We start from the raw sequence: 25,885 nt of genomic DNA, 5'->3' as shown, positions 1-25,885 counted from the left end.
CGGTTTTTGCAGGCTTCAAGTTTCATCCCTGTTTGGGATGCGGCCCGGCGGGCCAAGCAATTGAGCGACCCAGCGCGTCGATGGCGATTGCATGCAATAGGTGAGCACTGCGATGGTGATGGGAACGCCTATGAACGCACCGAACACACCCCACAGAAAAGACCAGAAGAATACCGAGAACAAGACCACAAAAGGCGATACCGCCAACGCGTAGCCAGCCACCCGCGGCTCGATGTAGCTGCCGATCGCGAACTGGATGACATTGAGGCCGGCGAAGATCGTTATGGCGGCCTGCGGTGACCCGAATTGCGCCAGGGCATAAAGCGTGGGCAAGGACGTCGCAACGAGCGGGCCTATGAACGGAATATAGTTCAGCGTGAAGGCGATGACGCCCCATTCGGCTGCAAATCTCAGGCCGAAGACGGCTGACAGCGCCCAAACCATCGAGCCCGTTGCAAGGCTCATCAGCGTCCTGACCAGCATATAGCGGCGCAACTTCGATGCCGTCTGGACACTTCCATCGATCAGCACGCTCGCGGTGCCGGGGTCTAACGCCGCACGGGCATTGTCAGCGATCGTCTTGGTGTCAAGCAGGCCCAGCAAGACATAGACGACAACCACGATCCAGAACGATATCATCGTGTTCAGCCGCGCCGTCACGCCTTGCGCTATCCGCACGAGCCAACCCACGTTGAAATGCTCGGCCCATACCCCGGCCACAACGATACCGTGGCCCTCAAGCCAATCGGCAAGCTGGCCGTAAAGCAACTGGAAGCGGGCACTGTCGGCAATGACCGATCGACCTATGCGGCTAAATCCCCAGGTCGCGGCCGATGCAAACACGAAAAAGCCAAGGACGACGACGCAGACGACAACCGCCAGAGCGAGTAGCTTTGGAAGAAATCGCTGCAAATTCTGTTGCAAAGGCCATACGAGCGCTATCAGGAACAGAGCACAGGCGACGGGCGCCAGAACCGAGGCCGCGGTGTAGAGCGCTGTCACCACGGCGATTATCGCCAGGATGCAGATAGGTGCGACAAGCGCTCGTTCTGTCATGATATGATTTCGGACCTCGCATGCAGCGATCGCATCGCAGACACTTCTAGAACATCGCTGGAGACAGGCAGACTTTCGGAGCAACAACACAAGACAGCACTATCATACCATGACACTTGCTGCCGAAAGCCTGCAAATAGCGTTATTCGGATCAATTCCGACGGGTCGAAATCGCGGCAACATCAATTGCCGCCATGCGCGAAGGAGAACAGGGGCAGGATGCGACGATGCTCCGGCCCCAGTTCCACCGGGCGTTCAGCAACGCCTCGTGACAGGCCGTCCGTTGCGGTCACGTATCTTGTGGCCCCACCGGTCGCGAGCCCAGCATTCGCGAGGCGCCGTGGCGGCGCCGACGACGGCACCCGTGCCTCCGCCGATTGCCGCGCCCACGAGCGCCCCACGACTACCGTTGGCAAGGCCGCCTATGACCGCACCAGTGCCTGCGCCGGCCAAGGCCGTGCCTGCGGTCCGCTGTTCAGTAGCCGTGCATCCTGACGCCAGTACGGCCAACACAGCAGCAAAAGCAATCTTGCGCATTCTCTATTCTCCGAACGATTTCACATAGCTCTGAATTAGATCTATCATCTTGAATTATTTATTATTTCAACAGGAGGCACATGAGCGGGAAATCCAAAAAATGTGTCCTCCGTCTCTGATTCATCTGGCTCCAGCTCAAGCCCGAAACGATGGGATCGTGGGCACGCCAGAGGCCGCCCGATGATGACGCGCGCACTTTTGGGTTGACAGGATGCCGCCGCGGCCTCTTGGGCACCGGGAGTGTCGAGGTGGGGCCATGTTCCCACCTCGACCAGCTCAACAACGTCCGCGCCTTGTCCTTGACGGTCAATAATCGACGGCGTCGCGGATGATCGGACAGGTCATGCAGTGACCGCCGCCACGTCCACGCCCGAGTTCGGCGCCGGTGATGGTGATGACCTCGATGCCTTCCTTGCGAAGCAGCGTGTTGGTGTAGGTATTGCGGTCATAGGCGAACACCACGCCTGGCGAGGCACAGACAAGGTTGGCGCCGCTGTCCCACTGGGTGCGCTCACGCATGTAATCGTTGCCGCCGGTTTGAACGACGCGCATCTTCTTGAGACCAAGCGCATCGCGCACCGTCTCGACGAAACTGCCCTTGTCCTTGTGGAGTTCGACGCCGCCCTTCCCGTCGGGGCGATAGGAGAATGCATCGATGCCATCGACGATGTCCGGATACAGCAGGACGCAGTCACGATCGGCAAAGGTGAACACCGTGTCGAGGTGCATCGCCGCGCGCAGCTTGGGCATTGCCGCCACGATCACACGCTCGGCAGCTCCTTTCTCGAACAGGGCCGCCGCCACCTGGCTGATGGCCTGGCGCGAGGTGCGCTCGCTCATGCCGATAAGCACGTTGCCCTTGCCGATCGGCATGACGTCTCCGCCCTCGAATGTGGCAAGCCCCCAATCCTGGGTCGGGTCACCCCACCAGACATTGACCTTGCCAGCGAAGTCGGGGTGGAACTTGTATATAGAGGTGGTGAGGATGGTCTCCTCGTGGCGCGCGGGCCAGTAAAGGGCGTTCAGCGTCACGCCGCCATAGATCCAGCAGGTGGTGTCGCGGGTATAGAGCGTGTTCGGCAGCGGGGGCAGCAGATATTCGTTGACGCCGGCGGCGTCACGGATCAGCGCCAGTTGTTCGCCGCCGATGCTTTCCGGGAATTCGAAGGTCGACAGCCCGCCGATCAGCGTCTCGGCGAGCTCGCGATTGGAGAGGCCCTCGAGATAGGAACGAACCTCGTCGATCAGGTCGAGGCCGACCTGGTTCGGGACGACCTGCTGGTCGAGGATCCACTTCTTGGCTTCCGGGATGGCGACCGTCTCGGCCAGCAGATTGTGCATCTCGACCACCTCGACGCCTCTGTCGCGCATCTTGGTCATGAAGTCGAAATGATCGCGCTTGGCATTGTCCACCCAGAGCACGTCGTCGAAGAGGAGAGCGTCACAATTGCTGGGTGTCAGTCGCTGGTGGGCCCGGCCGGGGGCGCACACCATGACCTTGCGCAACTGACCAACCTCGGAATGAACGCCGAATGGAGTATTGTTTGTCATGACCTTCCTGCCTTCTGTTCAAGGTGCGATGGCGCCTGTCAGCAGCCCGTAGGCTCCGATCAGGCCAGCGATGAGCGTCACGGCGAACACGAAAAGTTCGGCGAGCGTGAACAGCTGCAATTTCTGCTCGCGCCGCGCCCAGACATAGAGGATGGTTCCGGGCACGAAGAGGACGGCGACAAGCAGCACGTATTTGAGCCCGGCGGCGACGAACATGAAGATCGTGTAGATCGCCGCGATCCAGGCGAAGATCTGGTCGCGGCCGCGCTGATCCGGCGTCTTTTCATAGCCAACGCCGCTGCGGGCGAGCAGGATGCCGTAGCCGGCCACCAGCAGGTAGGGCAGCAGCGCGGTGACGCTCGTCATGTCGAGCATGAAGTTGAACGCATCCCGGGACCAGTAGGTGGAGATCACGAAGAGCGATACGACGATGTTGGTCAGCCAGAGTGCGTTGGCGGGAACCCTGTTGCCATTCTGCGCCGCGAAGAGCTTTGGCATGTCCTGCGACTTTGCCGCCGCGAACAGCACCTCGGCGCAGATGAGGGACCAGGCCAGATAGGCGCCGAGCACCGAGACCAGAACGCCGATCGAGATGAAGACCGCACCCCAGTGACCGACGACCGCCTCGAGAACGCCGGCCATCGACGGCTGCTGGACACCGGCGATGGCTGATTGCGGCAGTGCCGCGTAGGGCAGCAGCGTGACCGCCACCATCAGGCCGGTGACGCCGACGAAGCCGAGGATCGTCGCCGTTCCGACGTCGGAACGCACCTTGGCAAAGCGGGAATAGACGCTGGCGCCCTCGATGCCAAGGAAGACGAAGACCGTGATCAGCATCGTGTCGCGCACCTGGGCGATCAGCGACTTCGGCGGCATGTCCAGCCCGCCGAAGAAATTCTCGCGGAACTGCCCGAAATGGAAGAAGAAGATCAGGAGCAGGATGAAGACCAGGATCGGCACGATCTTGGCGATCGTCACGATAGTGTTGATGAAGGTCGCCTGCTCGACGCCGCGAAGGATCATGAAGTGGAAAGCCCAGATGCCGATCAGCGACACGATGATCGCGATGGCGCTGCTGCCGTCCCCAAAAATGCCGGGAAAGAACCGCCCCAGCGTCGAGCCGATGAGCACCCAATAGAAGACGTTGCCCAGGCAACTGCCAAGCCAGTAGCCGAAGGCGGACAGGAAGCCCATGTAGTTGCCGAAGCCGGCCTTGGCATAGGCGAAGACGCCTGAGTCGATGTCTGGCCTCTTCTCGGCCAACGCCTGGAACACCCGCGCCAGCATGTACATGCCGGTTCCCGCAATTGCCCAGGCGATGATCGCGCCGAACGGACCTGTCGCGGTCGCGAACCGGCCAGGCAGATTGAAAATGCCCGCGCCGACCATCGATCCCACAACCATGCTGGTCAGCGCAAACAGCGAAAGCTTCTGATTTTCGTTTGAAGCCATGAACCTCTCTCCTGGCTGCGCGAACCAGAGTTCGCGATCAGACGCCTCGCCGACACGTCTCGATCCAGCAAGGTTATGTACGATCAGAAGCAGTAAATCCGGACATCGGCAACCGGTTACGCGAGGCGCGGCAAAGGTTTGGGACGTCATGTATACTGGCGGGATTTTATGCCAATCACATGGGCGTCAGACTCGGGCTAGGTTGCAGGGGCGACAAAGAGACCTCCTGAACGGTCCATCGGCCAAAGGAATTGTTGATCCATTCGATGAACTCAGCCGTTCAGCAGAAATTCTCGATATGGACCCTGACGGCCATGGTCGTCGGTTCGATGGTCGGCGCTGGTATCTTCTCGTTGCCACAGGCCTTCGGCCGCGAAACCGGCCCGTTCGGGGCCCTGATCGCCTGGGCCATTGCCGGCGTCGGCATGCTGATGCTGGCGTTCGTCTTCCAGACCTTGTCGCTTCGCAAGCCAGATCTCGACGCGGGCGTATACGCCTATGCCAAGGCTGGCTTTGGCAACTATCTCGGCTTCCTTTCGGCCCTCGGTTACTGGTCTGCCGCCGTTCTCGGCAACGTCTCTTATTTCGTGCTGATAAAGTCGACGCTCGGGCTTTTCTTTCCCGTGTTTGGCGACGGCAATACCGTCACGGCGATCGTCATTTCCTCGATGCTTCTGTGGATCGTGCATTCGCTGGTCCTGCGCGGCGTCAAGGAAGCGGCGGCGATCAATACCGTCGTTACTTACGCCAAGATCATTCCGATCTTTCTCTTTATCGTTTTCGTCATCTACGGCTTCAAGGCCGATATCTTCACAGCCAATTTCTGGGGCGGGGATGAAGTCAGCGTCGGCAACATCGCGAGCCAGGTTCGTGGGACGATGCTGGTGACCGTATTCGTCTTTGTCGGAATCGAAGGCGCGAGCGTCTATTCGCGTTACGCACGCAATCGCGGGGATGTCGGGGTCGCGACGCTCCTTGGTTTCCTCGGCGTGCTGTGCCTGCTTGTGCTGGTGACCATCCTGTCCTACGGGATCATGCTTCGTCCCGAGCTGACAGCGCTGCGCAATCCATCCATGGCCGGCGTATTGGAGGCGGTGGTCGGACCATGGGGCGCCAAGTTCGTCAGCTTCGGCCTGCTGATCTCCGTTGCCGGCGCCTATCTGTCCTGGGTGCTGCTGGCCGCCGAAATCCTGTTCACCGCATCACATCACCAGAGCATGCCGCGTTTTCTTGCGCACAAGAACAAGCATGGTGTGCCGTCGCGGGCGCTCTGGCTGACCAATACGGTCGTGCAGGTCTTTCTGATCCTGACGCTCTTTGCTCAACAGGCTTTCAGGCTCGCGCTCGAGCTCACCAGTTCCATGATCCTCATCCCTTACCTTCTCGTCGCCGCCTACGGGTTCAAGCTCGCATGGAGTGGTGAGAGCTACGAAAACGACCCCACGGCGCGGCGTGTCGATTTTGCAAGGGCAGCAATAGCATTGGTGTATACGGCCGGTCTCATCTACGCCGCCAACGCCAAGCACCTGCTGCTCTCGGCCGTCATCTACGGACCGGGTACGATCCTCTTTGTCATGGCTCGGAAGGAGCGCGGGCAGAGGATATTTACTCCCGTTGAGATGGGGATGTTCGTCGTCGCCGCACTTGGCGCGGTCGCCGCAATCTACGGCATCCTTGCCGGCCTCATCGCGGTCTAGGGCCCAAAGCTGTTTCGCAGCAGAAGACCGCTCAATGTGTGCGCCCTGCTGTCGGCGTGACCGATGTGCTGCAAGGTCGCGGCCTGGGCGCCTCGCCAGCCTTCCGCGCGTGCCTCCTTTGGCGTGATGCCGAATTCCTTCCTGAACATCCGGCTGTATGCCGATGGATCCGTGAAGCCCCAATCCCCGGCAACGGTGGAGATCGGTCGCCCATCCAGACTGTCAGCAAGTATATCGCGTGTCTTGATGAGACGTTTGTGGCGAATATAATTCGAAACACCTCCAGCGGTTTCAAATATCCGGTAGAGGCGGGAGCGGGACACGCCGAGGTCGCGGCAAAGCCTGTCGGGTGTCAAGTTCCGATCGCTCAGGTTCTTTGCAATGATCTTGGCGGCGCGCTCGACGATCACGGCGTCGATCACACGCTGTGCCTCGATGATGCGCTCATGCGACGGCAACAGGCACGCGGCCAGCAGATTGGTGGTCGCAGTGGCAATGTGCGGTATGTCCACCGCTTTCAGATCGGGAAGCGAGCGGTGCAGCAGCAGCACATAGTCCGCCAGGAAACGTTTCGACTCCTCGCGAATTTCAATCCTGGATGATTGGATGAAAGGCAGCTCTCGGGGCAAGAAAAGCGCAAGGAGGGCATCATGCTCCATCATGCATTCGTAGGGCTCTGCAAAAGATTGCAGGGTCGTTTTCACGACCTGCCAATTTCCAGGATGCCTGCCCTTGGATAAGGGCAGGCTCAAATACCAATTGTCTACCGAAGGGTTTTTCAAATGCCGCCAGCGCCAGCGACAGCGGTAGGCATTACCGGGCAATTCGAGGAACATGACACCCAACGTTCCCAAATCCCACACCGTTTCATGTGCTGGAAACGAATGGCTCTGTTCTTGCAGAAGTTCGGCGTCGGCAACACCTTGATGCCAGCTTCGAAACAGGTCGAATTGCTCGGCGGGTGGTGCTGTGAAGGTGTCCATGTCGACGACGCATTGCAGGGGCTCGTCATCTGCTTTTCCGGATCGCCCGGCGGCATTATCCTTGGCATCCATGACAACTCTCCGTCTTATCGGTGCAACACGGATCACGTCTTCTTCATGATAACCTAGCCGCCTCAAGCAGACCAGTTGCCGAGAACTAATGTAGCGCGTGCCAGTTTCGCAGCATCGAAATCACATTAACCAATCGTTAAACTGTTATCCGGTCTTTCTGATTGATCTGCCGGCTAATCCGCGGACCGATCCTGATCGCGTACATCGAAGCCGCGGAGGCGGTTGTATCGTACCCGGCGCTTTCACATGAGTTGCGGGCGGCTGTCCTTCAGTATGCAAAGCATCCCAATCATAGACCACCAGTCCATTTTTCTTGCCTGAGGCTGTACTCCCTGAAACGTCCGGTAGACTAATGCCCGATCACCATGCGCTCAACGGGGATCGGCAGAGATGATCTGCCGTCCTTGTAGGCGTCACCGCGAGATCCGCAGCATGATCCTGATCGGCAAGGGGCACAGCCATGGCGAATGAAACCAGCGAGGGCCTCGGCCGTCGGGACTTCATGATCGCATCCGTCGCCACGATCGGCGCTGCCGCTGCGCTCATGGCCGGACCGGCGCAGGCACAGACGGGCTCGGCACCTGCGACCGCGTCCCCCGCCGGCACGTCGGGAACCGTCTACACCGGCGATGTCATCGACGGAAAGAAGGTCATCAGTTCGCTTGACATCTCGGATCTGGAACCGGGCAAGCACAGCTTTTATTTCCAGGGCGTCCAAATGCCGACGGGCCAGCACTGGTACGTTTCGGTGATGGTCGCCAAGGGAGCAGCGCCGGGCAAACGTCTGGGGCTGATGAGCGGCGTGCATGGCGATGAAATGAGCCCTATCCACACCGTGCAATCCGTCATGCGTGAGCTCGATCCGGCCGCGATGTCGGGATCCGTGGTGGCGGTATTCGACATTTCGCGCCCCGCAATGGAAGGCATGGAACGGAGATGGCCGAATTCAGGGCGCGGGATCGACCTGATCGACATCAACCGGCTGTTCCCTGGCAATGAAGGCGCACCCGACGCGCCGTCGCGCCACGCCGGCCTCATATTCAACCGGCTTCTGCGGCCAAACCTCGACTACGGTATCGATTTCCATACAGCAGCCACGGGCATGGACGCGACGGCCTTCCACCTTGCTCGCATGGATTTCCCCGAAGTGCGGGCGATGGCGGAGCTCTATCCGGTCGACCAGATTTTCGACAACCTGGGTGAGCATGGTCTTCTCGCCAATGCTCTCATCGATGCCGGCATCCCGGCCTTCACGCCCGAAATCGGCAAGCCGCGGGTCTTCGATCACGATAAGATCGCCCTGTTCGTCGAAGGGACGATGAACGTCATCAAGCATCACGGGATAATTTCAGGCCCTATCGGCAGAACCAGCAAGGATACGAACGTTTTCGTCGCGGACGGCATGTTTCCCGTGATCGCGACGCATGGCGGTTTCGTCGAATTGTTGGTCGAACTCAATGAAACCGTTCGGCCCGGACAGAAAGTTGCCGTCCAGAGGAACACCTTCGGTGAAATCGTCGCGGAATATTCCGTGTCTCTCGGCGGCGAAGTCGGCGCCAGGCGGACCGATGCAACAGCCGAGCCGGGAACTCCGATCGTATTCCTCATCTTCGACAGCGCCAATCCTGTCGGCGGAGATGTGCTGGTCGAGTGACGGGACCTGAAACAACAAGAACAGCGACACGAAGCGCCGCCCGGCAGGTGCCAGTGTCGCTCAACCGAAAGCAAAAGACATGCTGCGGCTAGGCTCGAAGTACGGCCACCTTGTTCACAGTTCCGGTTGTGGCTGTTTCAACCCCGACCTTCAAAAGGTTTCCCGTCGCCTGGAAGCCTTCTCGCGGCGCAGTTTTCTTTCCGGTCTTGGGGCCACAACCATTGCCGGCGTGCTGGCCAAGCCTGTGTTCGCGCAGACGGCCGAGCCTCCCTCCAAGATCCTGTTTCGCAAGGTTCGGCTTTTCGACGGCAAATCGGGCACGGTGAAGGATGGCGCTCAAATCCTGGTGGAGAACAACAGGATTTCCAGCATTGACATGACGAATGCGCCGGCGCCGAGCGACGCAAGGGTGGTCGACTGCCGCAATGGCGTGCTTATGCCGGGTCTGATCGATGCCCACTGGCATACGATTTTCGCGGCGGTTCCGCTGAACATTCTGCTGAATGGCGATCCTGGCATCATCTTCGCCGCATCCACCGCCGAGGCAGATCGCACCCTGATGCGCGGGTTCACCACCGTTCGCGATTTGGGAGGCCCCTCCTTCTCGTTCAAGCAAGCCATAGATGCCGGAATGATTCCCGGTCCGCGCATTTTCCCGGCCGGCGCGATGATCACGACTTCCGGAGGGCATGGCGACCTTCGGTTGCCGAGCGAGATTCCGCGTGACGGCGGCAAGCTCAGCAAAGGGGAATTGCTGGGCGGATCGGCCATCGTCGACGGTATCGATGACCTGAAGATGCGCATACGCGAACAGCTTCTCCAGGGCGCATCGCAGATCAAGCTGGTGGGCGGTGGCGGCGTGTCGTCGCCGCGGAGTCCTCTGGACATGGTCACCTTCAGTGAAGATGAGCTTCGGGCCGGCGTCGAGGTCGCGCAGGATTGGAATACCTACGTCACCGTACACGCCTACACCCCCCGCGCCGTGCAGCGTGCGCTGGCCGCTGGCGTGACGTGCGTCGAACACGGCCATTTGATGGATGAGGAAACGGCAGGGATGATCGCGGAGAAGGGCGTGTGGCTCAGCATGCAGCCCTTCCTGACGATGGAAGATGCCGCATCGGCAAGCGGCCCAGGCGTCGAGCGCGCTAAGCAACTCTTCGCCGGAACGCCAAGGGTGTACGATTTTGTCCGCAAGTACGGCATCAAGACAGGGTGGGGTTCCGACGTGCTGTTCTCGCCCGAACTGGGGCCACGCCAGAATGTCATGCTCACGCATCTGGCCAATTGGTACAAGAATGCCGAAGTCCTGCAGATAGCGACTTCGGTCAATGCCGAGTTGCTTGGGCTCTCCAATCTCCGCAATCCATACCCTGGCAAGATCGGCGTCATCGAGGAGGGTGCGTTTGCGGACCTGCTCGTGGTCGACGGCAACCCAGTCGACGACATCGGGCTGCTTGAAGACCCGCAGAAGAACTTCACGGTGATCGTGAAGGACGGTCGACTGCACAAGAACATCCTGTGAGCAGCGGCGGAACTGGACATGCTGCACTCACCCCGCGGCGCTCAGTCAATCCATCCTGACTTCATGGCCTTGGCGAACCAGCGATCGCCGAGGGCCTCGTCCTCGGCTGGCTGTGACGCCAGGCATCGGCGCCGCTAATGATGGCCGATTTGATAGCAGCGCATTCGATCATGCTGAAGCTGGCGCTATCGCTGCTGCTTGGACTCATGATCGGCGTGGAGCGCCAATACAAGCAGCGCCATACCGGGCTCGTGACCCATGCCCTGGTTGCGCTGGGCGCCGCGTCCTATGCTTCCTTGCCCGGCGCGCTTGGACTGGAACTGGATCTGCGCATGGGATCTCAGGTGGTGACGGGCATCGGCTTTCTGGGTGCCGGCCTGATCATGAGGGATGGCACCAGCATAAAAGGGCTGAGCACGGCCGCTACGGTCTGGAGCACTGGAGCCGTGGGGGTGTTTGTCGGCTACGGCTTCTTGCTGCTCGCGGCGGAAACAACCTTGTTCGTGATCTTGTCGAATATTTTTCTTCCCCGGCTTGCTCTTCATGTGGCGGGATACTCTGCGCTGCCCGCGGATAGCGAGAGAATTTATCTTATAAAAATACAATGCGATCTGCAAAAATCGGATGTCGTGAAGTCTTCAGTCATTCAGGCGGTAGCAATGAAAAATCTTAGACTTATGTCCATGGATAGCGACACCAATGAAGATAAAAGTCTTTCGGAAATACACATCTCCGTTGCCCCTGAAAAGGGAGAAGAAAAATCTATTGACGCCTTGATCGGGTTCTTGGCCATGAAGGAAATTGTTCATTTCGTCGGGCGCGAGACCGATATCTAGAAGGTGCTCGGAGCGGCAAGATGACAGGAAATCCAGACCAATCTCCCTCGACGGCATCCGAAAGAGCCGAAATCGAGCAAGGCAAATGGCGCAGGTTTCTGCTGTTTGGATTCCTCTTGCTGGCGGGCGGAGTATTTTCCGTCGCGGTTCCGGCCGTTTCCAATTTCGCTTCCAGTGTCGTATTCGCCGTCGCCCTGATCGGGGTTGGCGTCGTCAAGGTTATACAGTCCCTTTGGATCAAAAGCTGGACCGGCTTCGTATGGCAGGAGCTAACCGGCTTCTTCGAACTCATTGGCGGCATCATGATTTACTTCAATCCTGTAAAGGCTTCTGCCGCGATATCGCTTTTCATAGCCTTTGTATTATTCGTCCACGGAATTCTTCAAATAATAGTAGCAATCGAGATCAGGAAGGCGAGCCGATGGTATTGGTTCGTTATTTCCGGCGCCGTTGCCGTACTGGCAAGTCTATCCATAATTCTGAAGTGGCCGATGGTCCGAGAGATGCCAACTGGGCTTGTGGCCGGCTTCTCCCTGATGATTGCCGGACTGGCGTATCTCGTCATTGCGCTGAGCGTGCGCAAGACGAAGATTTTGTCTTGAGAACAGGATGCGAGGATCCGCTATGGGAAGCACCTTCGATTTTCGACCCGCGGTCGTGGCGGCCGTATTCCTGGTCGGAGTGGCCGGCTTCACGGGTACGGCGCATGCGCAGACCGTGCAACCGGCGGCGGCAATGCCGGTGGTGGTGGAAAAAGTTTTGTCCGGCCCAGCAAGACCGCCGCTGACGTATAATGCGCAGGTCGAGGCGATCGAGGCGGTCGACATACAAGCACGCGTCTCCGGCCTGCTGAAGGCGCTCAAATTCTCGGAAGGCCAGGGCGTGAAGGAAGGCGACCTGCTTTTCGAAATCGAGCCGGATCAACTGTCGGCGGCACTGATGTCCGCGCAGGCGCAGGTGGCCAGGACGGAAGCCACGCGCAACGCCGCACAACAAAGCCTGTCACGCGCCAGGGACCTGTTCAACCGCAGGACCATTCCGCAGGCCACGTTGGATGACGCGCAGGCTGCATTCGACGTCGCCGCAGCGGACGTCCAAAGCGCCAATGCAGCCCTCAACACGGCCGAACTCAATCTTTCCTACGCCCAGATCAAGTCGCCCATTGACGGGACCATCGGCCGCTCCATGGTGACGCCCGGAAATCTCGTGGGGCCCGGCTCCGGACCGTTGGCGCGCATCGTGCAACTCGATCCTGTCCGCGTCGCATTCTCGATCGCCGACAGCACCCTGGTCGACATCAGGCAGAAACTCGCCGGCGGGCAGAGCATCGATCGGAGCCAATTCCATCTGAGCCTGTCGCTCGCCAACGGCACGCAATACGCTTCGCCGGGGCTGCTGCAGTTCATCGACAATGAGGTCGACCTGCAGACCGGGACCGTGGCCGTCCGCGCGCTGTTTCCCAACCCCGGCCACATATTGACGCCTGGCCAGTTCGTCCGGCTCACTGTGGTCGACGAAGCAGCCAAGGAATTGCCGCTGGTGCCGATGGCGTCCGTTCTTCAGGACCGCCAGGGCAAGTTCGTCTTCGTGCTCAACAACAATACCGTGACCAGGCAGGCGATCACGACCGGCGCGCGCATCGACAATCGGTGGGCGGTGACGAGCGGATTGAAGGGCGGCGAAACAATCGTCATCGAGGGGTTGCAACGTATCTCCGATGGTCAGCAGGTCACACCACGCGAAGCGGAGCGCGCGCAATGATCTCCGATCTCTTCATCCACCGCACAAGGCTCGCGATAGTCATCTCGATCCTCATTTCGATCGCCGGTGCGATCGCGGTGTTTTCCCTGCCGATACAGCAATATCCGCAGATTACGCCTCCGACGGTCACCGTTTCGGCTTCCTACCCGGGAGCAAGCGCGGAAGTGATCGCCGACGTGGTCGGCGGCCCCCTCGAGACGGCCATCAACGGCGTGGATCACATGATGTACATGTCGTCCACCAGCTCCAACGCCGGCCAGTACACGCTGTCGGTGACCTTCGAAGTTGGAACCGATCCAGAGACGGCGCAGATCAATGTGCAGAACCGCGCCCAGCTGGCGATTTCGCGCCTGCCGGCGGCGGTCGCCCAGCAAGGGGTGTCCGTGCGTGCCCGCTCGCCGGATTTCGTTCTGGGCATCGCTTTCTATTCTCCGGACGACAGCCTCGATGCTCTGGCGATCACGAATTTCATCACCACTACGGTCGCTGACGCGATATCGCGCGTGCCGGGCGTGGGTGAAGCTTCCGTTGCCGGGGCCTCGGAATACTCGATGCGGGTGTGGCTCAATCCGCAGCGCATGGACGCGCTCGGGTTGACGCCCGATGACGTTTCCGCCGCCATCCAACGACAGAACATCCAGGCCACGCTCGGGCAGGCCGGCGCGCCGCCGCAGGCACAAGGCTCGGAACTGCAATACACGCTGGTCGCGCAGGGGCGACTGAGGAGCGCCGAGGACTTCGGCGACATCGTCGTGCGCACGGGCCCCTCGGGGGCCAAGGTCTACCTGCGCGACATAGCCCGGCTCGAACTTGGGGCGCTAAGCTACGCTTCGAGCGCCAGCTTCGCCGGGCACGCGTCGGCGATGATGCAGGTCAATCAGTCTCCCGGTGCCAACGCCACCCAGACCGCAACGGCGGTCCGCGCCGAACTGGAGCGCCTTTCGTCGCGCTTCCCCAAAGGCATGCAGTATCACATCGTCTACGATGCGACCCGCTTCGTGAATGCCAGCATTTCGCTGACGACCAGAACCCTGCTTGAAGCATTCCTGATCGTGCTCGCGGTCACCTATGTGTTCCTGCAGGATTGGCGCGCCACATTCATCTCGGCACTTGCCATCCCCGTTTCCATGCTGGGCGCCGTGGCGGTACTGTTTGCCGCCGGCTATTCGCTGAACATGATTTCCCTTCTGGCATTGGTGCTGGCGATCGGCCTGGTGGTGGACGACGCCATCCTCGTCGTCGAAAACGTCAAGCATGTGCTGGAAGATACGCCCGACATCGGGGTCGCCGACGCCGCGCGCAAGGCGATGCATCAGATCACCGGGCCGATCATTTCCACGACCCTGGTGCTGCTTGCCGTGGTGACGCCGACGGCGTTTCTCGGCGGCATAGGCGGCCAGCTCTACCGGCAGTTCGCTGTGACCTTGTCTTCGGCCCTGGTGATTTCCTCTTTCGTCGGCTTGACCCTGAGTCCCGCGCTGGCCGCACTGCTTCTGCGGCGCGATGTGGGCTATTTCAAACGTGGCCCGCTGGCCTGGTTCACGGCATTCATGAACAAGACGCGCGACGGCTATGGACGGCTCGTCGGGTTTCTGGTGGAGCGTTGGTACGTGCCGTTGGCGGGATTGCTTGCCTGTTTTGTCGCCGCCTATCTGATCTTCACCACGTTACCGTCGACTTTCCTGCCCGATGAGGACCAAGGGGCGCTGTTCGTCGACATCCAGTTGCCGAATGCCGCTTCGCTCGATCGAACGAAAGCCATCGTGGAGGATGTGCGCAAGATTCTCGCCGACACCGGCGGCGTGCAAGACGTCATAACGGTTGCGGGGTTCAGCATCCTTCAGTCGACGAGTTCGCCAAGCGGCGCAATGGCGGTAGCGGCGCTGAAGCCGTGGGATGAGCGCACGTCCAAGGAGCTGCAGCTTGCCGGTATCCTGCAGGCGCTGCGGATGAAGTTTTCCCAAATACCGGGCGCGAACGTCGCCGTCTTCGCTCCGCCGGCGATTGCCGGCATCGGCTCGGTGGGTGGCCTGGACTTCCGCCTGCAGGCGTTAGAAGGACAGCCGCCGCAAGAGATCGCCCAGGTCGTCGGCGCGCTGCTCGGCGCCTTCAATCACCTGCCGGAGCTCGGCGGCGCCGCCACCACCTTCAGCGCGAATGTCCCGCAGGTCTATGTCGACGTCGACAGGACGCGCGCCGAGGCGCTTGGGGTAAGCGTGTCGGACGTCTATTCCACCATCGGCGCGGCCTTCGGATCGCGCTATGTGAATGATTTCACGCTCAATGGCCGCGTGTTCCAGGTCAATCTGCAGGCGGATGCCGATTTCCGCGCCCATGCGGAGGACATTTTCAAGCTGCACGTGCGCAGCCGGAACGGCACCATGGTGCCATTGAATAATCTGGCGTCGTTGACGACCATCCTGTCGCCGTTCGCCATTCAGCGTTACAATCTGTCGGTTGCCGCGCCGATAAACGCCATTACAGCGCCTGGGAGCAGCAGCGGCGCCGCCATGGATGCCATGGAGAAGACGACCGCCCAGCTGTTGCCGAACGGCTATGGCTTCGAGTGGTCGGGACTGTCGTTCCAGGAGCGCCGCGGCAGTGGCCAGGAGGGGCTGGTCTTCGCGCTGGCGTTCCTGTTTGCCTATCTCTTCCTTGTCGCTCAATATGAGAGCTGGTCGCTTCCGTTGGTCGTCATTCTTTCGCTCGGAGCCGCTCTCTTTGGCGCCGTGGCGGCGTTGAGGGCCTTCGGATTGCAGAACAGCCTCTACGTGCAGATCGCTGTCGTGCTGCTGATCGGGCTGGCGGCGAAAAATGCCATCCTGATCGTCGAATTCGCCAAGGAGCGGCGCGCTGAAGGGCTAAGCATAACGCAGGCCGCGCGGACCGGGGCCGAGCAGCGCTTCAGGGCCGTCATGATGACAGCGGTCTCCTTCATTCTCGGAATCATTCCCCTTGTCGTATCGACAGGCGCTGGCGCAGGGGCGCGGAGGGCGGTTGGCGTTACAATCTTTGGAGGCATGATCGCAGCCACGACGATCGGCTTGTTGATCGTTCCCGGGATCTACTTTCTTGTCCAGGCAGCGACCGAACGCCTGTCACTGAGGGCGTCACGAGATCATGCTCAACAAAATTCGATCAACCCACGCCAGTGAATGTGTCGGCCGACGATCTGCTGGAAGAACCAGCGCTAACGGTATGACGTGATCTACTTCACAACGGTTCAGGCTGTGGCCGCACAGGCCTGCCTAAATGTGCAAAAACCACGCGCTGGGTTTCTTCGATCCGCTCCAGGCACAACAAGCGGACGTCCCGACCGTCAATTCGTAGCAGCCCTCCGTGCCCGAGTCTCTTTGCTGCAAGCATGGACAAATAGTCCAGATCCTTGGCCTGGCGTCCCTAAAGCACCAAGGCGCCTTGCCAGCTTGTTGACATCGCAGCGGCCTGTGAACTGATGGTTCTCACAATACTTTCGTGGCGAGAACGAACATGTTCAGAAATTCCCTGGCGGCTCTGGCAGTCGCGATCAGCCTTACGGTGCCGACCGCGGTTCCCTCATTCGCGGAGGTGGCGGCGTTCAACATGCCGGTCGGCTCCAGCCTCAACAACGGCAGAGCGATCACGTGCGGCCAAGGTCAGAGGCTGCTCCAGAATCGTGGCTTCCGAGATGTCCGCCGCGTGAACTGCCGCGGGCCATTTTTCAAGTATCATACACGCCGTGCCGGCGGCCGATTTGAAGTGACGCTTAATTCCCGAACGGCTCGCGTCGTGGATATACGCCGTGTCCGTTGGTGAGTGGCGTCGCATTCAAGGCAGTCGGGAAGCCATCGACAATGACGAACCCGTCGACCGTTGAACAGCCAGCGCGATCCGCTTCCGCCAATTCGGCCATAGGAGTGGTGTTTATCCTTGCGGGTTTCTTCGTCCTGGCCGACGTGACCCTTGCCACCACCATAAGTACCCTTCTTCTTGGCGTCATCGTCATATGCGCGGGGTTTGTTGAGATCGCCATGGCGGTATGGGCCGGAGGATGGCGCGGCTTTCTGTGGCAAACATTTCTGGGCATCCTGTATGTCATTTTCGGTTGTGTGCTGATCGGCATACCCGCTCTTGGATCCGCGATCCTCACCTGGATTTTGGGGGTCGCGCTTTTGATTTCAGGGATTGGAAGAATATTGTTGGGAAACCGCTACTTGCGTAGCGGCAGGCGGCTGATGTTTGTTTCCGGCTTGTTCGGCCTGGCCGCGGGCCTCCTGATACTGCTTGGATGGCCCTCAACCGGAATTTGGGTGATAGGGGCGCTTTTGGGTATCGACCTCGTAGCCCACGGACTCGGGTGGCTGGCGGCTGGGGGCCGGCCCGCGGTCTCGGCATAGAGCGTGGTCTGATTTGGCACTCTTGCTGCCATGTGGTTTTTGCGATGGGGCGCCACGGCACGGCTGCTTGCGCGGTCTCTCCTGACGCGATAATGCGGCGTTGACTGTGAATTGATTTCGACGTTCCGAACTGTATCTTGAGATACTAGAGTGATCTCCGCCGAACACCTCCTCTATTCGACAAAGTAAAACTGGCAAAACAGGCATGGTAGCATTCGTTGCAACGCGGCTATCTGCCGACCTCCTGATGAGGTTCTTGCGCTCGCTTTCCGCCGGAGGCGTTGTCCTAGGTACCCTGTTCTTCGTGGCCTCGCTAACGCCCACGCTCGTTCCCCGAACTTATGTGACACAGGGCATTCTCTCCGGCGCCTGTTTTGCAGCCGGATATGGGATCGGGGTCGCCTGGCGGTGGCTCTGGCGATATATGCAACTGCCGGAACCCAATGGTCGCGTCCAGAGATGGCTCAAGATCGCGTCGGCGCTGGTGTGCACCGTCATCGCCTTGTCATTCCTGTGGCGAACGACCGAGTGGCAGAACTCGATCCGCGGGCTGATGGGGCTCGAACCCGTGACCAGCGCCCACCCGTTCGAAGTCTGCGTGATCGCGGTCATCACCTTTGTCGCACTCATTGTGTTGGCTCGCCTCTTCAAGGCTGTCTTGCGCTTCACGTCGAACGCCGTCGGCCGCTTCGTGCCGCCGCGGATTTCGCAGGTGATCGGCTTCACCGTGAGCGTCCTATTGTTCTGGACGATCGCGAACGGCCTTCTCATCCGCACGGCGCTGCATGTTCTCGACTCGTCCTTTGCGGCGTTCGACGCGCTCATCGAACCCGACCGGGTGCGCCCAACCTCCCCGCTCAAGACAGGCAGCGCGGCCTCATTGGTCGCTTGGGAGATACTTGGACGGGCGGGCCGCGAATTCGTCGCGACCGGACCCAGCGCGGCCGAGATCCAGGCCTTTACCCAGGAGCCTGCGCTCGAGCCGATCAGGGTCTATGTCGGGCTTGGGGCAAGCGACACTGTCGAACAGCGCGCGAAGCTGGCCCTCGACGAGCTGATACGCGTTGGCGGTTTTGACCGCTCGGTGCTGATTGCCATCACGCCGACAGGGACCGGCTGGGTCGATCCCTCGGCGATGGATGCGGTTGAATACCTGCACAATGGCGACGTGGCGAGCGTCGCCTTGCAATACTCCTATCTATCGAGCCCGCTGTCGCTACTCGTACAGCCGGGCTATGGCGCGGAGGCGTCGAGGGCGCTGTTCGCTGCTGTCTACGGTTATTGGACGACCCTGCCGAAGGACCACCGGCCGAAACTATACCTGCACGGACTAAGTCTTGGGGCGATGAATTCCGAACGTTCGGCTGAACTCTTCGAGATACTCGGCGATCCGATCCAAGGTGCCTTGTGGAGCGGTCCACCTTTCGAAAGCAGGATTTGGAGGCGAGCCACCGATGCGCGAACCCCCGGGTCGCCCGCCTGGCTGCCGCGGTTCGGAGACGGCTCGGTTGTCCGCTTCATGAACCAGCATGGCGGGACGGTCGCGCCAGGTACACGATGGGGGCCCATGCGCATCGTGTACCTGCAGTATGCAAGCGATGCGATTACCTTCTTCGACTATCGGGATCTTTACCGGCGCCCCGACTGGATGAGCGCACCGCGCGGTCCCGATGTGTCACCGCAATTGCGGTGGTATCCGGTGGTGACGATGCTGCAACTGGCACTCGATATGGGCATGGCAACCTCGACGCCGATGGGTTACGGGCATGTCTACGCGCCCGAGCACTATGTCGATGCCTGGCTTGCCGTGACTGATCCCAAGGGTTGGACGCCCGAGCGGATAGAACAGTTGAAACGACACCTCGAGCAGCGCAGTGGAAGATAGCCGCACCCGGTGCAACGGAGCGCCCCGCAACCGCGTCCAAAACGCTCATCAGACATACCTTGCGAAAAGCCGCCCAACGGGGAAATCGCCGAGCCCGATGTAAAAATGGGACTGACGGCACAGTGCCTGGATTTACGGCTCAATCCTTCGGCGTCTCGGCTGTGTAAGAAACCTCGACTGCGTAGAGTCTCACCCTAGGGGGTTCATATGTCCGACTTGATTGTCATCGTATATCCGACCGAGGCCAAAGCTGAAGAAGTGCGCCAGCTCCTTCTGACATTGCAGAAGGAATACATCATCAAGCTGGGTGACGCGGTTATCGCGACCAAAACCGAAGCAGGCACGATCAAGCTCAACCAGTTGATGAATACCACTGCCACGGGCGCGATCTCCGGCAGCTTCTGGGGAATGCTCGTCGGTCTCCTCTTCCTGAATCCACTGGTCGGCCTTGCCCTCGGCGCTGCATCCGGGGCCCTTGGCGGTGCCCTGACCGATGTTGGCATCAACGACGCGTTCATGCGCGATCTGTCGACCAGCATCCAGCCCGGCAACGCCGCGCTTTTCGTCCTCGTCCAGGAAATGACGGCAGACAAGGTGCTCAAGGAAATCCAGGGTTTCGGTGGGGTGGTGCTCAAGACATCCCTGGACGAAACCAAGGAGCAAGTCCTGCGCGACGCACTTCTGCGTGCGTCGGCGGCGGCCGGACAGGAATCCGGCTCAAACACCTGATGGCCCGCAGCGTCGGAATTTTTCCAGGGTGCGGCCTCCGGCTTCCTTGCGTGTCGGGCCGCATCGATTGGACATGTCCGGTCCTGAAATAGCGATCCTGCTTCTATTCGAGGCGGTTTGCGGAGCCGCCGGCGCCATGGCCGTGGCCCGGCTTTGGCGCGGGATCGGCTTTAAATGGAAATCCATCGCTGCCATCGGCGCGTTTGGGGGCTTGATTCTGACACTCCTTGCCACGCTGTTTCCAGGCCTGGCGCGCTTCGTCGGCTATATGGGAAGTGCTTTTGACGCCCTGTCACGTGGCTCCGGCGGGTTCACACTCGAAATGTTGATCGGTGTGGGTGTTGCCGGACTTTTGGGCGGCATCATTGCAATCTGCATTGCTCGGCTTGCCCGGGGCCCAAATCGTTCGCCTCGATAAAGCCGCGATACAGGAACTCGACGCTGATCGACGGTATTGGCCTCGTCGTATCGGCCCAATGGCATCGTCGGGCAATAGGCGAACCAGCCTGCGATTGCCCAATGGGACGCTTCTCCAACTGGCCGCGTGCCGAGTTGAGGTACGATCGCTACGGAGCGGTCCAGCGATTGGCAGGATCGCTGAACCACCCTAACCATTTGCTCTTGCGCAACCCCGAACGAAAAATCGCCGCTCAAGGCGTCCCGTTATTTCGACGGGCGATCTTCAGAATCAAGAGAATGACGCCGATAATCAGAATAAGGCATCCGCCCAATAGGGTTGAGGTCGAACCATAGCGGTAACCAGATGCAAGAATGAGAAATCCCACAACTAGAAAACCGATAGCGGTCAATTTGTTGACCAGCAGAGACCCTGAATTTGCAGCCATAGTCACCTCCATAGAAACAAAGAAAGAAATTCAACACTCGTCATCCGCATTCCCGATCAGATCCTTTGAGCTTATCTCGACACATTGCCACCATTCGAAGCCGGCCGAGATTGTCCAGTGCTCAGTCCCTCCAGAATTCTGACCGGCAGGTGGATCGCCAGGGCGGCATTTTCGAATACGGCCTGTCCCGCCTCCGAAACCTTGGCGTTGGCAGTTGCGTCTTCGTCGGTTATCAGCTGGCGCAGGAGACGGTTGGAGCCCAGCAGTTTGATCAGCGTGCCCGAACTCGCGAACCCGCTGTGTCCGCCACCATCGACGTCGGAGATGTCGATCACCTGAACATTTTTCTTCTGGAGAAGCGGAATATTGAAGCCGCTGCCGATCCTGTGGCCGCCGCCCGTCAGGCGCCTAGAGATATTCAATGCCCGGTCGCGACGCGAAACGATGATGGTAAACGGCTGCGGAAGCATGGGAATATCATTGACCTGGCTGCTGAAGACATCCGGATCGATGTCCGGGGCGGCCAGCATGACGCCACGGATTCTCGGGAAAACACGGCTCTCGCCTCTCAATGCCAAGGTCCGCAGCGCCTCCATCACGACATAGGCGCCCATTGAATGGCCAACGATGACGATCCCGCTCGCATTGGACCGCGCCGCGATTTCGATCGTTTCGGCAAGGCCGTTCCTGGCCAGCAGAGCGCTGTCCCGATCGAACAGGTAACCGCTGAAGGATGCGGCGGACGCCCACGAAAAATGCAGCGGCACGGAGGAGATATTGTAGTCGTGAACGATCTGGGCGTTGCGAAACAAGCCCTCCGCAAAGTTGTTGTTATAGCCGTGAACAAAGATGAATACTTCCCGCTGTGATGGCGGGCGCTCTGCCAGTCGCGCGTTCAACAGGGACAGGAATGACTTTCTACCGGCAATGGGGGTGAGATTGCGTGCCGAGAAATGGCGGGCCGGATCAGGGACATCAGAAGAAGTCTCGACCGAACCGGGTCTATGGGCCGCCGGCACGAGAACGTTCACCTTCGAAAAATTCAACGCCAAGGAGCGATCACGAGAGTAAGGCGGTTCGGCTGTAGCGGACGCTGCACGCGTAGTCGCTACAAGGAAGGGGATCGTCGACAGGTACCGCGCATCGGACTGAGTAGGAGAGGCAAGGCCAGTGGCGGCCCTTGGACCGGCGCAACCCTGCAGAAGCGCCGCCAACAAGATGACCGGAACGAGCCGTATCGCGGTTTTCTTCATGCGGTTGACGGCACCGACCATGTGGCTGTCCCGTGACCCGTTTCAATTTGCGCGTGCGGCGATGACAGACTGGAAACACATAATAGCCGTGCCACTAGTGAAGGATGGAGCACTGAGTTCTTGATGAAGTCGTCATTGCCTATACCTTTCGCTGCGTAACCACCCAGGCCGCCCGGTGTTAGGGCTCTCCGCGCGAAGAGAGTCTATTTCCCCAGGCTTACGAGCGTCTGGCCGTCCTTGCCGAGAAGCCGCAATTGCCCTGTCGATGCGACCTCGAAGCGACGAACCGCTTCGAGGGCGGCCAGAAGATTGCGCTCCTGGTCCATGAGCGGTTGATCGCACATCATCATGGATGCGCCCGTCTCTGAAATCGTCAAACCTTCCCCGCTCACGGTGAATTTGCCAAGAAATCGGTTGCACGAGCCATTCCCGTGAATGCTTCCGTCCTGATCGAAGGCAAGGTTGGGCTGGGATCCCGCGACAAGGGCCGATCCGGCTATCATTTCGACAGGCCAATCCCCGCGGAGCAGGTCTGCCGGTTCGCCGGCGCACCCTGCCAACTTGCGGTCATCCACCGTCACGGTCGCGGTTTTCGGATATGGCATTCCCGTCATCGTGTCGGCGCATACCGCTTCCGCAATCGTCAGCGTGAAGTGTCGGCCATCAACAGTCGCGGTGTATACATCGGTACCGTCCTTTGTTGTGGGCTGTGGCGCCGGTTCAATCGTGAAGGTCTCTCCCTCCAGGGCACGAAAGGAAATCACCTTGTCGGACACCACGACTTGCCAACCGGGTTCGTTGCCGCGCGCCGTCAAGGTGGCAGCCTCGGCACAGTCTGCGGCTGCAAGACAGAAGGCCAAAAATGGCGCGGCGATCCTGAAGGGGGAGCACGATTTTCCGGACAGAATTGCTACCTCCCATGATCGCCAGCCGACCATATTTTTCTGAGCGCGGGTCAGTGCCAACCGAATGACGGTCAAATCACCAGCGGTTGTTCAAACCGAATGTCCCATGTCCGATTGAGAGTCCACGCTACCGACTGGAGAACAAAGCCCGGAACTGAAAAAATGGACGGGATGCCTAGAGTTGGGATGGCCAGCGCACTCGCCGGATTTCCAGTGGGAAGAGCCTACCTCCGACATCTGCCCGCTCCCGGCGTCACCGGAGGCAGAAACGACGACTGTCTGTGCGATGGTCTTCCCGGAGCCAACAACCTCAACGATCGGAAACATGACTTTGCGTCCTCTCTGTGAGCCACGAGAGGTCCAGTTGTTGCTTGATGAACCTCATTCCGAAGCGCAAGAAATAAACGCCGGATCCACGTTTGGGATTCACGGCATATTCCAGAAAAACACAGTGCTGGCTTAGAGTACTTCAATCCGATCTCATCCGCGGCGGCAGGTTGACGATCCAATTTATTGTTGGTTTTCCTTTGCGGGAAATCAGCCTGTCGCGCAATGAACTGCCCAGATCATGGCAGCTCTCATGCGTGACAGGAGTTTTGTCATGGACGCAAGAGTAAGCGCAGCCGGCATTCCCAGCGATCCCTACGCTGCCGAGCCTCTGAGATGCGCCATCGAGCAGAGCACCTCGTCGGTGCCTCCAGCCGAACAGTTCGATTTCTTCCGGACCTGGTACGCCGGGGTTGCCGAGATGCAGCTTCTTCGTGCCGAACAGCCCCTGTTCCCGGCCCATCATCAGGTGTGGCAATTGGGGGATCTGGCACTGGGCACCATCGAAGTTCCCGGTTCCGGTTACGACGTCCGATGGGAGCATCGCAAGCGGCCGCTGCTGGACCATTGGGTCCTGTCCGCGCCGGTTGCACGATCCCGTGGCGGGAAGATGCCCCCTGGAAAGCCCCGCCTGCGGTGCCTGGCCCTGCCCGATGTCGCGGTGATCCACGATGACCTGACCGTCACGCTCTTCCTGCCGCGCACATGGCCGGCGACCCGCTCGTCAAAAATCGAAGCGAGCGACGCGACGTTGGCCTTCCTGGCCCACTACGCCATCCTTCTCTACCGCTCTCTCCCCAATCTGAAGGAAGGAGACCTGCCGCACATCGTCACGGCGACCGCCAATCTCTTCGCGGCGGCACTGACGCCCTCAAAGGATCATCTCGCGGCCGCGCAGGGACCGGCAGACGCCGTCACCATCGCGCGCATCGCCAAAACCATCGTGGAAAGGCTGACCGACCCCGATCTGACGCCCGCCAAGCTGTGCCGCGCGGCCGGCATCTCACGCTCGCGCCTCTATCGGATTTTCGAGCCGGCGGGCGGAGTGGCCAATTATGTGCGCCGCAAGCGGCTGCTCAAGACACGCGATGCCCTGGCCAACAGTTCGGACAGGCGGACGATCTCCAGCATTGCCGAGGCATGGGGCTTCACCGATCCCTCCACCTACAGCCGGATGTTCAAATTGGAGTTCGGCGTGTCTCCCAAGGAGGCGCGCGAGCTCGGATGGCAAGGCATCAAGCACTCCACATGGCTGAGCATCGATCAGCCGATCGACGGTGTCGGCACCCTGGGCACCCTTCTCATCAACAATTCCCTGGGGCTGTCACTTTCTTCCAAGCGATGAGTTGTCTCATGCAGGCACGCATTATCAGCGGAAGCGCCAGGATCGGCACCACGGAGCCTCTGAGGTGCGCCGTCGACATCGACACCTCTTCGGCGCCGCCCGCTGAACAGTTCGACCTCTATCGAAGCTGGCACGCCAACATTGCCGACATCGAATTGCTCCGGGACAAGTTCGGTTCGTTCGCCGCGCGCGAGCGGGTGTGGCAGCTGGGCGGCCTCGTCCTGGCCTGCATCGAATATCCCGGAACCGGCTATCATCGCCGCTGGAGCAGCAAGAAGAATCCGATCTTCGATCATTGGCTTCTCTGCGTGCCGCAAACAATCCCTTCAGACGGCGGGCAGCCCCGGACTGGACCGTTGCGCTGGCAGTGCCTGGCGACACCGCATCAGGGTCAGGGCGAGGATGATGGCGTGATTTGCCTGTTCCTTCCGCGAGACTTCGCGTTCTCGCAGCCCTTCACGCTGGACATACGCCAGGAGATGGCGGCGTTCGTCGCCGATTACATCCTGCTGCTTTATCATTCCCTTCCAAACCGCACGGAGAACGACGTTCCCTATATCGCGGCGGCGACCACCAGCCTGCTCGCCGCCTGCATCTCCCCATCCCGGGATCACTTTTTCGAGGCCCAGGAACCGATCGATGCCGTCATCATGGCCCGCGCCAACAAGCTCATTGCCGCCAGGCTTGCCGATCGGGACCTGACGCCGGAAAGGCTCTGCCAGGAACTCAGCATCTCACGCTCGCGCCTCTATCGGATTTTCGAACCGGCTGGAGGCGTCTCGCACTACATCCGGCGTCAAAGGCTGCTGAGGACAAGGGACGTCCTGGGCGACAGCACGGACGGACGCCCCATCTCCAGCATCGCCGAGGAATGGGGCTTTGTAGACCCTTCCACATACAGCCGAACATTCAGGAGAGAGTTTGGCATCTCACCCAAGGAGGCACGCGAGGCCGGCTGGCTGGGCATCAAGCATCCGCCCCTGGCCGAGCGACCCAACGACGACAGACCTTCCCTGAACAGCCTTCTGGCCAGCAACTATCTGCTTGGCCGCCAACTGTAGAACACGTAGTTATTGAATTCGGCTGACGTGACCGGATC

General features: G+C 60.0%; 21 protein-coding genes. 13 read left to right on the top strand and 8 right to left on the bottom strand.

Translation table 11 applies throughout. From position 1 onward, the window contains the following. Positions 1–15 precede the first annotated feature (15 nt). The 4 genes from AC1VON_RS13040 to AC1VON_RS13025 all read right to left on the bottom strand — a co-directional run bounded on the left by AC1VON_RS13040 (position 16) and on the right by AC1VON_RS13025 (position 4,596). On the bottom strand, positions 16–1,056 hold the full coding sequence (locus AC1VON_RS13040) for an AI-2E family transporter (protein ID WP_172351757.1): 1,041 nt from the start codon (positions 1,054–1,056) through the stop codon (positions 16–18). Positions 1,057–1,311: 255 nt separating this feature from the next. Then, entirely contained in the window at positions 1,312–1,593 is a 282-nt protein-coding gene (locus AC1VON_RS13035; protein ID WP_172351758.1) for a YMGG-like glycine zipper-containing protein, read from the bottom strand. Between the two features lie 306 nt (positions 1,594–1,899). Then, the gene (gene arcA / locus AC1VON_RS13030) at positions 1,900–3,144 is read right to left on the bottom strand and encodes an arginine deiminase (protein WP_483123079.1); all 1,245 of its coding nucleotides are present in this window, start codon (positions 3,142–3,144) and stop codon (positions 1,900–1,902) included. 18 nt (positions 3,145–3,162) lie between these two features. Further along, positions 3,163–4,596: a basic amino acid/polyamine antiporter gene (locus tag AC1VON_RS13025; protein WP_172351760.1), complete on the bottom strand. Its 1,434-nt coding sequence runs from the start codon at positions 4,594–4,596 to the stop codon at positions 3,163–3,165. A gap of 266 nt (positions 4,597–4,862) precedes the next feature. Here AC1VON_RS13025 and AC1VON_RS13020 point away from each other — a divergent pair, with 266 nt between their 5' ends. Next, positions 4,863–6,293 (top strand): basic amino acid/polyamine antiporter, encoded by a 1,431-nt coding sequence (locus tag AC1VON_RS13020; RefSeq protein ID WP_483123072.1) that lies wholly within the window; start codon positions 4,863–4,865, stop codon positions 6,291–6,293. On the opposite strand, the gene AC1VON_RS13015 is transcribed toward AC1VON_RS13020, so the two are convergent. After that, positions 6,290–7,348 carry a helix-turn-helix domain-containing protein gene (locus AC1VON_RS13015; RefSeq protein ID WP_483123066.1) on the bottom strand — a complete coding sequence of 353 codons (1,059 nt, stop codon included), beginning with the start codon at positions 7,346–7,348 and terminating at the stop codon, positions 6,290–6,292. The genes AC1VON_RS13020 and AC1VON_RS13015 overlap by 4 nt on opposite strands. A 460-nt stretch (positions 7,349–7,808) precedes the next feature. Here AC1VON_RS13015 and AC1VON_RS13010 point away from each other — a divergent pair, with 460 nt between their 5' ends. The 10 genes from AC1VON_RS13010 to AC1VON_RS12965 all read left to right on the top strand — a co-directional run bounded on the left by AC1VON_RS13010 (position 7,809) and on the right by AC1VON_RS12965 (position 20,529). Beyond that, positions 7,809–9,002 (top strand): M14 family metallopeptidase, encoded by a 1,194-nt coding sequence (locus tag AC1VON_RS13010; RefSeq protein WP_483123061.1) that lies wholly within the window; start codon positions 7,809–7,811, stop codon positions 9,000–9,002. A gap of 79 nt (positions 9,003–9,081) precedes the next feature. Continuing rightward, positions 9,082–10,524: a metal-dependent hydrolase family protein gene (locus AC1VON_RS13005; protein WP_483123056.1), complete on the top strand. Its 1,443-nt coding sequence runs from the start codon at positions 9,082–9,084 to the stop codon at positions 10,522–10,524. 140 nt (positions 10,525–10,664) lie between these two features. Continuing rightward, the gene (locus AC1VON_RS13000; RefSeq protein WP_172351765.1) at positions 10,665–11,360 is read left to right on the top strand and encodes an MgtC/SapB family protein; all 696 of its coding nucleotides are present in this window, start codon (positions 10,665–10,667) and stop codon (positions 11,358–11,360) included. A gap of 20 nt (positions 11,361–11,380) precedes the next feature. Next, a complete protein-coding gene (locus AC1VON_RS12995; RefSeq protein WP_483123049.1) occupies positions 11,381–11,962 on the top strand; it encodes an HdeD family acid-resistance protein in 582 nt (193 codons plus the stop codon). 22 nt (positions 11,963–11,984) lie between these two features. Next, positions 11,985–13,121 (top strand): efflux RND transporter periplasmic adaptor subunit, encoded by a 1,137-nt coding sequence (locus AC1VON_RS12990; RefSeq protein WP_483123046.1) that lies wholly within the window; start codon positions 11,985–11,987, stop codon positions 13,119–13,121. Then, positions 13,118–16,276 (top strand): efflux RND transporter permease subunit, encoded by a 3,159-nt coding sequence (locus tag AC1VON_RS12985; protein ID WP_483123043.1) that lies wholly within the window; start codon positions 13,118–13,120, stop codon positions 16,274–16,276. Before AC1VON_RS12990 ends, AC1VON_RS12985 begins: the two co-directional genes overlap by 4 nt. Before the next feature lie 678 nt (positions 16,277–16,954). Beyond that, complete coding sequence (locus AC1VON_RS12980; RefSeq protein ID WP_172351769.1) at positions 16,955–17,497, top strand: HdeD family acid-resistance protein; 543 nt, start codon at positions 16,955–16,957, stop codon at positions 17,495–17,497. A 205-nt stretch (positions 17,498–17,702) separates the two neighbouring features. Next, positions 17,703–19,382: an alpha/beta hydrolase gene (locus AC1VON_RS12975; RefSeq protein ID WP_483123036.1), complete on the top strand. Its 1,680-nt coding sequence runs from the start codon at positions 17,703–17,705 to the stop codon at positions 19,380–19,382. Between the two features lie 207 nt (positions 19,383–19,589). After that, positions 19,590–20,111, top strand: coding sequence for a DUF1269 domain-containing protein (locus tag AC1VON_RS12970; RefSeq protein ID WP_483123033.1), 522 nt, complete (start codon positions 19,590–19,592; stop codon positions 20,109–20,111). A gap of 73 nt (positions 20,112–20,184) precedes the next feature. Beyond that, positions 20,185–20,529: a hypothetical protein gene (locus tag AC1VON_RS12965; RefSeq protein ID WP_172351772.1), complete on the top strand. Its 345-nt coding sequence runs from the start codon at positions 20,185–20,187 to the stop codon at positions 20,527–20,529. Positions 20,530–20,761: 232 nt separating this feature from the next. Here AC1VON_RS12965 and AC1VON_RS12960 read toward each other — a convergent pair whose 3' ends face one another. The 3 genes from AC1VON_RS12960 to AC1VON_RS12950 all read right to left on the bottom strand — a co-directional run bounded on the left by AC1VON_RS12960 (position 20,762) and on the right by AC1VON_RS12950 (position 23,189). Beyond that, the gene (locus AC1VON_RS12960) at positions 20,762–20,956 is read right to left on the bottom strand and encodes a hypothetical protein (protein WP_172351773.1); all 195 of its coding nucleotides are present in this window, start codon (positions 20,954–20,956) and stop codon (positions 20,762–20,764) included. 71 nt (positions 20,957–21,027) lie between these two features. Then, the gene (locus tag AC1VON_RS12955) at positions 21,028–22,230 is read right to left on the bottom strand and encodes an alpha/beta hydrolase (RefSeq protein WP_483123023.1); all 1,203 of its coding nucleotides are present in this window, start codon (positions 22,228–22,230) and stop codon (positions 21,028–21,030) included. A gap of 182 nt (positions 22,231–22,412) precedes the next feature. Continuing rightward, positions 22,413–23,189 (bottom strand): META domain-containing protein, encoded by a 777-nt coding sequence (locus AC1VON_RS12950; protein WP_483123021.1) that lies wholly within the window; start codon positions 23,187–23,189, stop codon positions 22,413–22,415. Between the two features lie 673 nt (positions 23,190–23,862). Here AC1VON_RS12950 and AC1VON_RS12945 point away from each other — a divergent pair. Next, positions 23,863–24,786, top strand: a complete 924-nt coding sequence (locus tag AC1VON_RS12945; RefSeq protein ID WP_483123005.1) for a helix-turn-helix domain-containing protein — start codon at positions 23,863–23,865, stop codon at positions 24,784–24,786. Positions 24,787–24,794: 8 nt separating this feature from the next. Beyond that, entirely contained in the window at positions 24,795–25,847 is a 1,053-nt protein-coding gene (locus tag AC1VON_RS12940) for a helix-turn-helix domain-containing protein (RefSeq protein ID WP_483123019.1), read from the top strand. Positions 25,848–25,885: the final 38 nt, after the last annotated feature.

Source organism: Mesorhizobium sp. HAY1-8B, assembly GCF_056868045.1.
This window is presented reverse-complemented; position numbering and strand designations above follow the sequence as displayed.

What these genes read in the sequence shown, in the direction of transcription:
- AC1VON_RS13040 (WP_172351757.1), bottom strand. Translation starts at nt 1,056, where the DNA reads ATGACAGAACGAGCGCTTGTCGCACCTATCTGCATCCTGGCGATAATC.
- AC1VON_RS13035 (WP_172351758.1), bottom strand. Translation starts at nt 1,593, where the DNA reads ATGCGCAAGATTGCTTTTGCTGCTGTGTTGGCCGTACTGGCGTCAGGA.
- arcA (WP_483123079.1), bottom strand. Translation starts at nt 3,144, where the DNA reads ATGACAAACAATACTCCATTCGGCGTTCATTCCGAGGTTGGTCAGTTG.
- AC1VON_RS13025 (WP_172351760.1), bottom strand. Translation starts at nt 4,596, where the DNA reads ATGGCTTCAAACGAAAATCAGAAGCTTTCGCTGTTTGCGCTGACCAGC.
- AC1VON_RS13020 (WP_483123072.1), top strand. Translation starts at nt 4,863, where the DNA reads ATGAACTCAGCCGTTCAGCAGAAATTCTCGATATGGACCCTGACGGCC.
- AC1VON_RS13015 (WP_483123066.1), bottom strand. Translation starts at nt 7,348, where the DNA reads ATGGATGCCAAGGATAATGCCGCCGGGCGATCCGGAAAAGCAGATGAC.
- AC1VON_RS13010 (WP_483123061.1), top strand. Translation starts at nt 7,809, where the DNA reads ATGGCGAATGAAACCAGCGAGGGCCTCGGCCGTCGGGACTTCATGATC.
- AC1VON_RS13005 (WP_483123056.1), top strand. Translation starts at nt 9,082, where the DNA reads ATGCTGCGGCTAGGCTCGAAGTACGGCCACCTTGTTCACAGTTCCGGT.
- AC1VON_RS13000 (WP_172351765.1), top strand. Translation starts at nt 10,665, where the DNA reads ATGGCCGATTTGATAGCAGCGCATTCGATCATGCTGAAGCTGGCGCTA.
- AC1VON_RS12995 (WP_483123049.1), top strand. Translation starts at nt 11,381, where the DNA reads ATGACAGGAAATCCAGACCAATCTCCCTCGACGGCATCCGAAAGAGCC.
- AC1VON_RS12990 (WP_483123046.1), top strand. Translation starts at nt 11,985, where the DNA reads ATGGGAAGCACCTTCGATTTTCGACCCGCGGTCGTGGCGGCCGTATTC.
- AC1VON_RS12985 (WP_483123043.1), top strand. Translation starts at nt 13,118, where the DNA reads ATGATCTCCGATCTCTTCATCCACCGCACAAGGCTCGCGATAGTCATC.
- AC1VON_RS12980 (WP_172351769.1), top strand. Translation starts at nt 16,955, where the DNA reads ATGACGAACCCGTCGACCGTTGAACAGCCAGCGCGATCCGCTTCCGCC.
- AC1VON_RS12975 (WP_483123036.1), top strand. Translation starts at nt 17,703, where the DNA reads ATGGTAGCATTCGTTGCAACGCGGCTATCTGCCGACCTCCTGATGAGG.
- AC1VON_RS12970 (WP_483123033.1), top strand. Translation starts at nt 19,590, where the DNA reads ATGTCCGACTTGATTGTCATCGTATATCCGACCGAGGCCAAAGCTGAA.
- AC1VON_RS12965 (WP_172351772.1), top strand. Translation starts at nt 20,185, where the DNA reads ATGTCCGGTCCTGAAATAGCGATCCTGCTTCTATTCGAGGCGGTTTGC.
- AC1VON_RS12960 (WP_172351773.1), bottom strand. Translation starts at nt 20,956, where the DNA reads ATGGCTGCAAATTCAGGGTCTCTGCTGGTCAACAAATTGACCGCTATC.
- AC1VON_RS12955 (WP_483123023.1), bottom strand. Translation starts at nt 22,230, where the DNA reads ATGGTCGGTGCCGTCAACCGCATGAAGAAAACCGCGATACGGCTCGTT.
- AC1VON_RS12945 (WP_483123005.1), top strand. Translation starts at nt 23,863, where the DNA reads ATGCAGCTTCTTCGTGCCGAACAGCCCCTGTTCCCGGCCCATCATCAG.
- AC1VON_RS12940 (WP_483123019.1), top strand. Translation starts at nt 24,795, where the DNA reads ATGCAGGCACGCATTATCAGCGGAAGCGCCAGGATCGGCACCACGGAG.